The 12181-nt window shown below is 75.1% G+C and carries 9 protein-coding genes; 1 reads left to right on the top strand and 8 read right to left on the bottom strand.

What is annotated here, in order from left to right; translation table 11 throughout:
- Positions 1–48: 48 nt before the first annotated feature.
- The 5 genes from ACI782_RS00575 to ACI782_RS00555 form a co-directional block, all read right to left on the bottom strand.
- On the bottom strand, positions 49–819 hold the full coding sequence (locus ACI782_RS00575) for a class I SAM-dependent methyltransferase (RefSeq protein WP_456905008.1): 771 nt from the start codon (positions 817–819) through the stop codon (positions 49–51).
- 5 nt (positions 820–824) lie between these two features.
- Complete coding sequence (topA, locus tag ACI782_RS00570; protein WP_456905006.1) at positions 825–3695, bottom strand: type I DNA topoisomerase; 2871 nt, start codon at positions 3693–3695, stop codon at positions 825–827.
- 197 nt (positions 3696–3892) lie between these two features.
- Entirely contained in the window at positions 3893–5425 is a 1533-nt protein-coding gene (locus ACI782_RS00565; protein ID WP_456905004.1) for an alpha/beta hydrolase, read from the bottom strand.
- Positions 5422–5739, bottom strand: coding sequence for a hypothetical protein (locus tag ACI782_RS00560; protein WP_456905002.1), 318 nt, complete (start codon positions 5737–5739; stop codon positions 5422–5424). The genes ACI782_RS00565 and ACI782_RS00560 overlap by 4 nt, the downstream gene beginning before the upstream one ends.
- Positions 5740–5909: 170 nt before the next feature.
- Positions 5910–8168: a sodium-translocating pyrophosphatase gene (locus tag ACI782_RS00555; RefSeq protein ID WP_456905000.1), complete on the bottom strand. Its 2259-nt coding sequence runs from the start codon at positions 8166–8168 to the stop codon at positions 5910–5912.
- Between the two features lie 206 nt (positions 8169–8374).
- On the opposite strand from ACI782_RS00555, the gene ACI782_RS00550 reads away from it, so the two are divergent.
- Positions 8375–10936 carry a DEAD/DEAH box helicase gene (locus ACI782_RS00550; RefSeq protein ID WP_456904998.1) on the top strand — a complete coding sequence of 854 codons (2562 nt, stop codon included), beginning with the start codon at positions 8375–8377 and terminating at the stop codon, positions 10934–10936.
- A gap of 17 nt (positions 10937–10953) precedes the next feature.
- Here ACI782_RS00550 and ACI782_RS00545 read toward each other — a convergent pair whose 3' ends face one another.
- The 3 genes from ACI782_RS00545 to ACI782_RS00535 form a co-directional block, all read right to left on the bottom strand.
- Complete coding sequence (locus ACI782_RS00545; RefSeq protein ID WP_456904995.1) at positions 10954–11328, bottom strand: Rv3654c family TadE-like protein; 375 nt, start codon at positions 11326–11328, stop codon at positions 10954–10956.
- Complete coding sequence (locus ACI782_RS00540; RefSeq protein WP_456906099.1) at positions 11325–11672, bottom strand: TadE family type IV pilus minor pilin; 348 nt, start codon at positions 11670–11672, stop codon at positions 11325–11327. The genes ACI782_RS00545 and ACI782_RS00540 overlap by 4 nt, the downstream gene beginning before the upstream one ends.
- 92 nt (positions 11673–11764) lie before the next feature.
- Positions 11765–12058: a DUF4244 domain-containing protein gene (locus ACI782_RS00535; protein WP_456904993.1), complete on the bottom strand. Its 294-nt coding sequence runs from the start codon at positions 12056–12058 to the stop codon at positions 11765–11767.
- Positions 12059–12181 lie beyond the last annotated feature (123 nt).

The following is a 12181-nucleotide window of genomic DNA, read 5'->3' as shown; positions in this document are numbered from 1 at the left end:
CCCGGCCGGATGTGGGCCCGGGCTCCCCGCCGGGCGGCGCGGCGAGCGTCAGCGAGCGGCCGGGGTCAGCCGGTAGGCGTCGGTGCGGTACGGCAGCTCGACCGTCTCGCGCCCCCGGGTGTCCGGGTGGGTGTCGAGCACCGCGCGGACCTCCGCCAGGAACGCCGCGCGCCGTGCATCGTCCATCGTCGCGACGTAGCTGCGCGTGGCGACCCCGTCGACGACCTGCTGCGGCACGATGCGCTGCACGATGCCGGACCGGAACGGCTCCACGCGGGCTCCGAGCTCGCGCGCGAACTCCTCGACGACCCGCTGGTCGGCCTCGTGGTCCCGGGACTCCGCGGCCAGCACCGCGCCGAGCGCGCCGACCCAGGGCACCTGCTCGTCCCGCGTGTTCCAGACCAGGCCCACGACCCCGCCGGGACGCAGCACCCGCCGCATCTGTTCGGCCGCGGCCGCGGGCCGGAACCAGTGCGCGGCCTGCCCGGCGACGACGGCGTCCACGTCCGCGTCGGGCAGCGGCACCGCCTCGGCGTCCCCGACCAGCGCCTCGACCTCCGGATGGCGGGTGCGCAGCTCGGCCAGCATCCCCTCGGCCGGGTCGACGGCCACCACCTCGTGGCCGGCGGCGAGCAGGCCGCCGGTCAGCAGCCCCGTGCCCGCACCGAGGTCGAGCACCCGGCGCGGCCGCTCCCCGAGGAGGAAGGCGACCGCGTCGGCCGGATAGGTCGGCCGCAGCGCCGCGTAGCCGGCCGCGACGGAGCCGAAGGAGCTCCGCCGGGCCTGCCAGACCGCCGGGTCGAGGTCTCCGGTGGGCACGGGCCTCAGCCGGCGGGGACCGCGTCGGTGCCGGCGGCCGTCGTCTTCGAGGCGGCCTTCTTCGCCGTCGTCTTCTTCGCCGCGGTGGTCTTCGTACCCGTCGTCTTCTTCGCCGCCGCCTTCTTCTTCGTGGCCTTCTTGGTGGTCGGCCGGGCGCGCCGGTCGGCGAGCAGCTCGGCGGCGCGCTCGAGGGTGATGCTCTCGACGTCGTCGCCCTTGCGCAGGCTCGCGTTGGTCTCGCCGTCGGTCACGTAGGGCCCGAAACGGCCCTCGCGGACGGTGATCGCGCCCTGGCTGACCGGGTCGGGACCCAGCTCCTTCAGCGGGGCCGCGGCGGCCCGGCGCCCGCGCTGCTTGGGCTGCGCGAAGATCGCCAGCGCCTCGTCGAGGGTGACGGTGAACAGCCGCTCCTCGGACTCCAGCGAGCGGGAGTCGCCGCCCTTCTTCAGGTAGGGCCCGTAGCGGCCGTTGAGCGCCTGGATCTCCTCGCCGTCCGGCGCCGAGCCGACCGTGCGCGGCAGGGTCAGCAGCTTCAGCGCGTCGTCGATCGTCACCGTCTCCGGCGACATCGAGTTGAACAGGCTCGCCGTCTGCGGCACCTCCTTGCTGCCCTCCGGGACGACCGTCGTGACGTAGGGCCCGTACCGGCCGGCCTTGACCACGATGGGCAGGCCGGACTCCGGGTCGGTCCCCAGCTCGCGGTCGCCGGAGGGGGCCGCGAGCAGCTCCTCGACCTTGTCCTGAGTGAGCTCGTCCGGCGGGAGGTCCTCGGGCAGGCTCACCCGGGGCCCGTCCTCGCCGCCGACCTGCAGGTAGGGGCCGTAGCGGCCGACGCGGACCACGACCGGTCCCCCGTCCGGCCCGGTGGCGCGCAGCGGGATGGAGTTCACCCCCCGGGCGTCGATCTCCTCCAGCCGCTGGCCGATGACCTGCTTGAGGCCGCCGGACTTCGCGATCGCCCCGGCGTGCCGGCCCTCGCCGCCGAAGTAGAACTCGGTCAGCCAGTCGACCCGGCGCAGGTTGCCACCGGCGATCTCGTCGAGCTCCTCCTCCAGGGAGGCGGTGAAGTCGTAGTCGACGAGCTGGGCGAAGTGCTGCTCGAGCAGGTTGACCACGGCGAAGGCGATGAACGACGGGACGAGGGCGTTGCCCTTCTTCCACACGTACCCGCGGTCCTGGATCGTCTGCATGATCGACGCGTAGGTCGACGGCCGGCCGATGCCGAGCTCCTCCAGCCGGGCGACCAGGCTGGGCTCGGTGTAGCGGGACGGCGGCGAGGTGGTGTGCCCCTTGGCCTCCAGCTCGCGGGTGTCGAGCTGCTGGCCGCGCTCCAGGCGGGGCAGTCGCCGCTCGGCGTCGTCACTGCCGTGGTCGTCGTCACCGGCGGCGCCCTCGTCGCGGGACTCCACGTAGGCGCGGAGGAACCCGGGGAAGGTGATGGTGCGGCCGCTGGCGGTGAACTCGACCGCCTCGTCGGTGCTGCTGCGCCCGGCCAGCCGGATGCTGACGGTCTGGCCCACGGCGTCGGCCATCTGCGAGGCGACGGTGCGCTGCCAGATCAGCTCGTAGAGCCGGAACTCGTCCCGAGCGAGCTGCCCGGCGAGCTGACCGGGGGTGCGGAAACTGTCACCCGCGGGACGGATCGCCTCGTGCGCCTCCTGGGCCCCCTTCGCCTTCTTCGCGTAGCGGCGCGGCTCGGCCGGGACGAAGGCGTCGCCGTAGAGCTGCCGCGCCTGGGTGCGGGCGGCGTTGATCGCCTCGTTGGAGAGGTTGGTCGAGTCGGTCCGCATGTAGGTGATGTGACCGTTCTCGTACAGCCGCTGCGCCACCCGCATGACCTGCGCCGAGGACCAGCCGAGCTTGCGCCCGGCCTCCATCTGCAGCGTCGAGGTGGTGAAGGGCGCGTACGGACGCCGCCGGTACGGCTTCTCGTCGACCCGGCTGACGGTGACCTGGCGGCCCTCGAGCCGGGCGGCCAGGCCGCGGGCGCCGGCCTCGTCGAGGTGGACGACGTCACCGGTGACCCGTCCGGTGGCGGGGTCGAAGTCGCGACCGGTGGCGACCCGGCTGTCGTCGACGCTGACCAGCTTCGCCCGCAGTGTCGTGGGCTCGCCCTCGTCGGCACCGGCCCTGCGGTCGGGAACCGCGAAGGTGCCCTCCAGCGACCAGTAGTCAGCCGCGTGGAAGGCCATCCGCTCCCGCTCGCGCTCGACAACTATCCGTGTGGCGACCGACTGGACGCGGCCGGCCGACAGCTTGGGCAGGACCTTCTTCCACAGCACCGGGCTGACCTCGTAGCCGTAGAGGCGGTCGAGGATCCGGCGGGTCTCCTGGGCGTCGACCAGGGCGGTGTCGAGTTCGCGGGGGTTGGCGACGGCGCGGGCGATCGCCTCCGGGGTGATCTCGTGGAACACCATGCGGCGCACCGGCACCCGCGGCTTGAGCGTGTCGACCAGGTGCCACGCGATGGCCTCGCCCTCGCGGTCCTCATCGGTGGCGAGGTAGACCTCGCTGGCGTCCTTGACCAGCTGCTTGAGCCGGCTGACCTGCTGCCTGCGGTCGGGGCTGACCACGTAGAGTGGCTCGAAGGCGTTGTCGACGTCCACGCCGAGGCGGGCCCAGGAAGCCCCCTTGTGCTCGGCGGGCACGTCGGCGGCGTTCCGCGGGAGGTCCCGGATGTGGCCGACGCTGGCCTCGACGACGTAGCCGTTGCCGAGGTAGCCCGCGATCTTCCCCGCCTTGGTGGGGGACTCCACGATGACCAGCGGCCGTCCGCCGCCGGCCGCCGCGGTCCGCCGGCGGGCAGGCGTGCTCGTGCCACCGGCCGTGCGGCCGGCGGTCTGGCTGCCGTTGTTCGCGGTCTTCGTGGGGGCCACGGTGCTCCTGTCGGTGCTGCTCGGTGCAGGCGCCGACGGTTCGGCGCCGGGCGACGCGGTTGCTGCGCGTACACCCTCGGCGACGCCACGGTAGGCCACGACCCCGACGCGGAGCCGCTCGGCGACCTGCCGTGGGCGTGCCGTCCCCCGCTCCAATGGCCGGGGACCCCTGCGTGTTCCCGGGCCCGCCGTGTCGCTCACCCCGGTTCCCTTGTCCCCGCGACCACCTCGCCGATCGCCGCCACGGTCGGGCGGTCGCCGTTGTAGTACTCGGTGTGCCAGGTGTCCCAGTCGGTGGGCAGCTCCGTGGCGCCGAAGCCGGGGCCGTCGGTCTGCCAGCCGTGGACGTCCATGAGCCAGGGAACGGGATCGAGAGCCGACGATGCCTCGAAGACCTCGCGGACCTCCAGGTCGGCGGCCCGGTTGTCCATGCCGGGGCTGGCGACGAGGACGACTGTGTCGGCGGCGAGCCGGCCCGGCGCGTCGACGGCCCGGTCGATGACGACGTTGCCGTAGCTGTGCCCGATGACCGTGGTGCGCGGCTGGTCACCTCCCGCGTGGGCACGGAAGGCGGCGAGCCCGTCGAGGGTCCGGTCCAGCGCCGGGCCGCCCGTGTTGGCGTAGCTCGTGGACACGGCCGCGCCCAGGTTCGGTGGCGTCCGGTACGCCATCCAGGCGATCGTCGCGACCGACGCCGCGGGGGCAGCGGCCGTAGCGGCGTCAGCGACGGCCTCGGCGTCCTCGGCCAGGCCGTCCAGGTCCTCGGCGGGCTCGTTGCCCGTTCCCGGCACCAGCACGGCCACCGAGTCGGCGGTGTCCACGTCCCCCAGGCCCAGCGCCACCAGCCCCTGCTGCGGCTGGAACTGGAGCAGCTGCACCGTCTCGCCGGCCGCCTCCCGCCCGGCGATCTCGGCGGTAACGGACACCGCGACGTCGCGTCCCGCCGCGGCCGGGTCGGCGAGGACCTCGTCGAGGAATCGGCGGTTGGCCTCGTCGCGTGCCCAGGCCGGCAGGCCGTCGAGCGAGCCGATCAGCACGGGCGTCCGGGCGATGGCCTGCTCGCGCTCGGCCGTCGAGAGCCCTGCCCACCACGCGGCCGCTTCCTGCGGGGAGGCGGACAGCAGGAGCGTCGGGGGCGGCAGCGGGGGCGGCGGCACGGTGGGCGTCTCGACCCGGACCAGCCAGGACAGGTCCTCGAAGGTCGCCGGGGAGAGGCCGCCGCCGATGCCGAGTCCGGCGAGGGCGTCGGCCGCCTCGGCCGCCGAGAGGTCGGCGCGCCGGCCGGCCTCGACGGCGTCGACCCCGAGGGCCTCGGCCCGCCGGGCGGCGGCGGTGACCCCCGCGTCCGTGCCGTGGTCCACGGGCAACGGACCGGTCAGCCGTCCGGCGTCGTCGAGCGTGACCGGGACGGCAGCAGCGGAGGCCAGCGCCTGCTCGGCCAGGTCCTGTGCCGTGTCGGCTGCGGCGAGCAGCAGCCGGGCCTGCGTCCGGGACTCCTCGAGGGCGGTCGTCACCGCGGTGGTGACCGAGGAGACCTCGACCAGCGCACCGGCGGCCGCCTGGGCCGCCGGCCCGTACCAGCAGTCGGCGTCGCCGAGACCACGGCCGACGGCCTCCATGCGGGCCCGCCAGGCCGGCAGCCGTTCGGCCACCGCGTCGAGGGTGAACACCGCGCCACGCAGGAGCGGGAGGTCCCAGCCGGCGAGCGAGGTCAGCGACGGGGCGCTCACCGCGGCGCCGTGCCCTGGCGACGCACGAGCAGCCGGTCGGCCAACGTCGCGTCGGTCAGCCGGTAGGAGTCGACCGCCGCCCGGAGGGTGCCCGCCAGGGCGCCGGTGTGCTGGGCGAGCAGGTCCAGGAGGGTGGCCCAGCCCGTTCCGGCTGCACCCGCCCGTTCACCGGCCTCCCCGCTGAGCGCCGTCCCGAGGGACACGGCGGTGGACCGGCACAGCAGGCCGTCGTCGCCCAGCTCGGTGGCCAGGCCGGCCAGCTCGTCGGCGAGGGCGTCGATGGCGTCGAGTTGGGCGGTGATGGGTGCGGACAACGCGGACCTCCCGGCGGTCGGTCCGGTCCACCTGCGGGACCGGCGCGGCCGCACGTTAGGGAGGACCAGGGACCCGCAGCCGCCGCCTGTCCACAGCCGCCCCGGTGTCCACAGAACGCGCCGGGATCCTCCGGCCGGCGCTCGGTCGGCCGGAGGATCCCGGCGTGCGATCAGGGGGCGGTGGTGGTGAGGGTGCTGTCCGTCGGGGTCTCCGCGGCGCCCCCGACGACCACCGAGCGCCGCTTGGAGACGACGACGGCGCCGACGATGATCGCGGCCGCCACGAGGGCGATCACCACGCGCAGGGCGGTGTTCGCGTCCGGGCCGACCGACATGCCGACCACGGCCGGGGCGATGATCAGCGCCACCAGGTTCATGACCTTGATCAGCGGGTTGATCGCCGGGCCGGCCGTGTCCTTGAACGGGTCGCCGACGGTGTCGCCGATGACCGTCGCGGCGTGTGCCTCGCTGCCCTTCCCGCCGAACGCGCCGTCCTCGACCATCTTCTTGGCGTTGTCCCAAGCGCCGCCGGAGTTGGCGAGGAACACGGCCATGAGCGTGCCCGCGGCGATCGCGCCGACCAGGTACGCCGCCAGCGGACCGAAGCCGAGCCCGAAGCCCACCGCGACCGGCGCGAGCACCGCGAGCAGGCCGGGGGTGGCCAGCTCGCGCAGCGAGTCCTTGGTGCAGATGTCGACGACCGCGCTGTAGTCGGGCCGCTCGGTGTAGTCCATGATCCCGGGGCGCGTCCGGAACTGTTCGCGGACCTCGAAGACCACCCGGCCGGCCGCCCGCGAGACGGCGTTGATCGCCAGCCCGGAGAACAGGAACACGACCGCCGCGCCCAGCACCGCGCCGACGACGTTGTCCGGCTCCACGAGGCTGAACGCCTGCCCGAGGTCGACCCCCTCGAGCGCCGCGCGCACCTGCTCGTTGTACGAACCGAACAGCGCGGTGGCGGCCAGCACGGCCGTCGCGATCGCGATGCCCTTGGTGATCGCCTTGGTGGTGTTGCCGACGGCGTCGAGGTCGGTGAGCACCCGCGCGCCGTCCTCGTCGATGTCGCCGGACATCTCCGCGATCCCCTGGGCGTTGTCGCTGACCGGCCCGAAGGTGTCCATGGAGACGATGACCCCGGCGGTCGTCAGCAGGCCGCAGCCTGCCAGTGCGACCGCGTAGAGGGCGGCGCCGCCACCGACCAGGAACGCGCCGTACACCGCACCGCCGATCAGCAGCGCCGCGTAGACCGCCGACTCCAGGCCCAGCGAGATGCCGGAGAGGACGACGGTCGCCGGCCCGGTCAGCGAGCTTCGGCCGACGTCGCGCACCGGCTTGCGGCTGGTCTCGGTGAAGTAGCCGGTGAGCAACTGGATGGCCGCGGCGAGCACGATGCCCACCAGCACCGCGACGAAGCCGAGGACCTGCGGGCTCACCACCGTGTCCGGGACGTCGGCGACGCTGGGCAGCACGGTGAACGACGCGGCGGCCACGAGCACGAGCGAGACCACCGCGGAGGTGAAGAAGCCGCGGTTGATCGGCGCCAGGCCGCTGGCGTCGCCCTTGCCCGGGTTGCTGGCGAGGATCCCGACGACCGAGGCGATGACCCCGATCGCGGCGACGGTGAGCGGGAAGACCATCCCCACCGCCCCGAAGAAGACCTGGCCGAGGATGAGCGCGGCGACCAGGGTGACCGCGTAGGACTCGAACAGGTCGGCGGCCATGCCCGCGCAGTCACCCACGTTGTCCCCGACGTTGTCGGCGATGGTGGCCGCGTTGCGCGGGTCGTCCTCGGGGATGCCCGCCTCGACCTTGCCGACGAGGTCGGCGCCGACGTCGGCGGCCTTGGTGAAGATGCCGCCGCCGACGCGCATGAACATCGCCAGCAGCGCGCCGCCGAACCCGAAGCCCTCGAGGACGACGGGTGCGGTCTCGTCGAACAGCAGCAGCGCCAGGGCGGCGCCGAAGAGGCCGAGGCCGACGGTGATCATCCCGCAGACACCGCCGGTGCGGTACGCGATGCGGAAGGCCGGCCGGTAGCCCCCGGTGCGCGCGGCCGCGGCCACGCGGACGTTCCCGCGGGTGGCCAGGGTCATCCCGATGAACCCGACCATGGCCGAGAACAACGCCCCGACCAAGAAGAACAGCGCCCGGCCGATGCGGGTCCCCCACCCGCCGTCGTGCACGGGGAGGACGAGGAGCAGCAGGAAGACGATGACGGCGAAGACGCCCAGCGTGCGGAACTGTCTGCGCAGGTACGCCGCCGCACCCTCCTGCACCGCCCTCGCGATGTCGCGCATCGTCGGCGTGCCCTGGTCGGCGGCCATGACGGCGCGCACCAGGTAGGCGGCGAAGGCGAGGGCGGCGATGGCTATGGCGAGGACGATCGTCACGAGGACGATGTCTCCGCCGGAGAGTGCACTGTCCGGCATGTGTTTCCTCCAAGCGGTCGGCTGCCCCCGGGGCCCCCCTGCGCTCCGGTCGGCGGAGGTCCACGTCCAGGCGTACGGAGGTCCGCACGCCTGCGCGCCGCGTGAGTGTAAGGGAGATCACACGCGGTACCGAGGGCTCGACGATCCGTCCGCGATGTCGCTGCCGGAGAGCGGCCGGGGTTGCCGACAGGTGTGACAGTTGAGGGGTGACCACGCTCCACCCGGTCCGGTCGGCTCCCCCTCCCGGCACGGACCCTCTTCCTGGTGGGGTCCTCCCCGGCGCTGACCTGCTGGCCGCCCTGCTGGCCGGGACGCCGGAGGAGGAGCAGCCCGTCACCCACGTCCACCGGGTGCCGGTGCGGGAGAGCAGCACCCGCCCCTGGCCGGACTGGGTGAGCCCGCAGTTGCGCGAACGGCTGGAGGCCCAGGGGCTGCGCGCGCCCTGGCGCCACCAGGTGGAGGCCGCACAGCTCGCCCGCGACGGCCGGCACGTGGTGGTCGCCACCGGCACGGCGTCGGGCAAGTCGCTGGCCTACCAGCTGCCGGCGCTGACCCGGCTGGCCGAGGACCCCCGCGCCTGCGTCCTCTACCTCGCGCCGACCAAGGCGCTGGCCCGTGACCAGCTGTCCTCGGTCGCCGCCCTGGCCGACCCCTCGGTGCGCCCGGCGGCCTACGACGGCGACACGCCGATGGAGGAGCGGGAGTGGGTCCGGCGGCACTCGCGCTGGATCGTCACGAACCCGGACATGCTGCACCGCGGCGTGCTGCCGGCCCACCAGCGGTGGTCGAGCACGCTGCGCCGGCTGGCCTACGTGGTGGTGGACGAGTGCCACTCCTACCGGGGGGTCTTCGGCTCGCACGTCGGTCACGTCCTGCGGCGGCTGCGGCGGATCTGCCGTCGCTACGGCACCGACCCGGTCTTCCTGCTGGCCTCGGCCACCGTCGCCGAGCCGGCCGCGGCCGCCGCCCGGCTGGTCGGCGCCCCGGTCGTCGCCGTCACCGAGGACGGCTCGCCCCGGCCGGGGTCCACGTTCGCGCTGTGGGAGCCGCCGCTGACCGAGCGCACCGGCGAGCACGGCGCCCCGCTGCGCCGGTCAGCTGTGGCGGACGCCGCCACGCTGCTGGGCGACCTCGTCGAGCGGGGCGCGCGGACGCTGGCGTTCGTCCGCTCCCGCCGTAGCGCCGAGTCGGTCGCCGAGCAGGCCAGGCGGGTGCTCGCCGACCGCGGCCGGGGAGACCTGGCCCGCCGCGTGGACTCCTACCGCGGCGGCTACCTGCCCGAGGAGCGGCGGGAGCTGGAGCGGGCGCTGTCGGCCGGGGACCTGCTCGGGGTGGCCACGACCAACGCCCTCGAGCTCGGCATCGACATCGCCGGGCTCGACGCCGTCGTCCTGGCCGGCTACCCCGGGACGCTGGCGTCGCTGTGGCAGCAGGCGGGTCGGGCCGGCCGGGCGCAGCGCGAGTCGCTGGTCGTCTTCGTCGCCCGGGACGACCCGCTGGACCACTACCTGGCCCACCACCCGCGGGCGGTCTTCGGACGGCCGGTGGAGGCGACGGTCACCGACCCCTCCAACCCCTACGTGCTGGGCCCGCAGCTGTGCTGCGCCGCCGCCGAACTCCCCCTCCGCCCGGAGGACCTCGCCGAGTTCGGCGGTGCCGCGGCCCAGGCCCGCGTCGAGGAACTCGTCGCCGAGGGGCTGCTGCGGCGGCGTCCGACCGGCTGGTACTGGGCCGGCCGCGGGCGCCCCGACGTCGACATCCGGGGCAGCGGGCTGGAGCCGGTCACGATCATCGAGGGCGACACGGGACGGCTGCTGGGCACCGTGGACGGCGACGCCGCGCACGCGACCGTGCACACCGGAGCCGTGTACGTGCACCGCGGCGAGAGCTACGTCGTCAACGAGTTCTCCGTCGACGAGGCCGTCGCGGTCGTCCACGCGGAGAGCCCGGAGTGGACGACGGTGGCCCGGGACGTCACCGACCTGTCGATCGTCTCGACCGACCGCTCCCGGCGCCTGGGCACCGTGACGGCACACACCGGCGTGGTCGACGTGGTCAACCAGGTGGTGGCCTACCAGCGGCGGCGGCTGGGCACTGGCGAGGTCCTCGCGGAGTTCCCCCTCGACCTGCCGCCCCGGCAGCTGCGCACCCGCGCCGTCTGGCTGACCCTCGACGAGCAGGCCGTGACGCGCGCCGAGGTCGACGACGCGGCCCTGCCCGGCTCCCTGCACGCCGCCGAGCACGCCGCGATCGGCATCCTGCCGCTGCTGGCGACCTGCGACCGGTGGGACCTCGGGGGAGTCTCCACCGCGCTGCACCCTGACACCGGCGCGGCGACCGTCTTCGTCTACGACGGCCACCCCGGTGGTGCGGGCTTCGCCGAGCGCGGGTTCGGCGCGTTGCGTCGTTGGCTGCAGGCCACGCGGGCCACGGTCGCCAGCTGTGAGTGCGAGAGCGGCTGCCCCTCCTGCGTGCAGTCGCCGAAGTGCGGCAACGGCAACGAGCCACTGGACAAGGACGGCGCGGTCCGGGTGCTCGACGTCGTCCTGGACGAACTGGTCACCGCCGAGGACACCGACGCGGTCGCCGTCGAGGAGGAGGACGCGGCCGTCGCTGGGCCTGGACCCGGCGACGCCGGGGAGGAGGCGACAGACGCCGGGCCCGGACCCGGCGACGCGGGCCGTCCGCCGACGGCCGCGGCGGCCGGCCCGCCTCGCGCGCCCGGTGGGGACACCGGCGAGCTCGACGAGGACGACCTCGTCTTCTGATCGTCCGACGCCCGCGGTCACGGCTGGGGGAGCACCGGGCCGGCCCGGGCGCGGGCGGTGGCCGAGCCGGTACCCAGCGGGCCGAGGCGGACGCGGACCTCGACGGCGACGTCCACGACCGCGCCCGCGGCCACCGTGCAGTCGGTCAGCCGGGCGCCGTTGGCCCCGGCCACCCGCTCCGCCACCACGCAGACGTCGGACCGCCCCCGCACCGCGGACTCGGCGCCGGCCAGCGCGGCGAGGTCGGCGGCGCCCGTCGCCCGGTGGCGACCGACCACCGCCGACCCGACGAGCACCACGGCCATCCCGATGGCGGCGAGCACGCCGGACAGCGCGACGACCCAGACCGTGGCCGACCCGCGCTCCCCGGCGAGCCCCCGTCGGGCGGTCACCCCGTCCCCGCCGGCTCGCCGGTCCCCGGCTCCCGCTGGGCGACTGCGGTGGCCGAGACCCGGAGGCGCAGCGGCAGCGGCCCGAGCGGGGCCACCTCCGCGGTGACGGTCACCGTCACCGCCGTCCCGTCCTCGGCCACCGTCGTGACCGCGCCGTCCGGTGCGGCCCGGCCGGCGAGGTCGACCACCAGCGCGGTCGCCTCGCCACGGGCCGCGGCCCGGGCGCCTTCCCGGGCGGCGTCGACGCAGCGCATCTGGGCCGCCACGACGGTCACCGCCGCCACCGCCCCGGCGAGGACGAGCAGCAGCACGGGCAGCACGACCGCGGTCTCGGCGGTCACCATCCCCGCCTCGCGGCCGGCGGGGGACCGCAGCCCTGCAAGGCGCGGCCGCAGCCCGCCGAGGCGGCACCTCAGCCTCCGCACCGGGGACACGGTCAGGACAGCGTGGCCAGCGCAGAGGCGACCAGCTCCCCGAGCGCGTCGACGACCGAACCGCCGGTGACCACGCGGTAGAGGACCGCCGCGAAGGCGCACGCGGCCACGGTGCCGACCGCGTACTCGGCGGTGCTCATGCCGGCCTCGCCCGTGGCGCGGACCCTCGCCCAGCGCGCCCGCAGCGAGTCTCCGGTCGGACGGACGCCGTCCGTCTGGTCCTGGACGTCGTCGCCGGCGGCCGGGTCGAGCTCCGGCTCCTCGGGGACGAGGTGCGGGGTCGGGGGAACGGTCATGGGTGCTCCTCGGTCTCGGGCCCGCCGTCCGGGCCGCTGCTCCGACCCTGGCGGCGGCCGGGCACGGATCGGTGGGACGCGAGCGATCTGTGGAGGGGGCCGGACCCTGTGGACGGCCACGCC

It is taken from the genome of Geodermatophilus sp. SYSU D00703, assembly GCF_054050155.1.
The sequence above is the reverse complement of the archived record's forward strand: the minus strand, read 5'-3'. Positions and strand labels throughout refer to the sequence as shown.

Bases quoted from the DNA above. Each gene is read 5' to 3' on its own strand.
- ACI782_RS00555 (WP_456905000.1), bottom strand. From the start codon at position 8,168: ATGCCGGACAGTGCACTCTCCGGCGGAGACATCGTCCTCGTGACGATC.
- ACI782_RS00540 (WP_456906099.1), bottom strand. From the start codon at position 11,672: ATGGTGACCGCCGAGACCGCGGTCGTGCTGCCCGTGCTGCTGCTCGTC.
- ACI782_RS00535 (WP_456904993.1), bottom strand. From the start codon at position 12,058: ATGACCGTTCCCCCGACCCCGCACCTCGTCCCCGAGGAGCCGGAGCTC.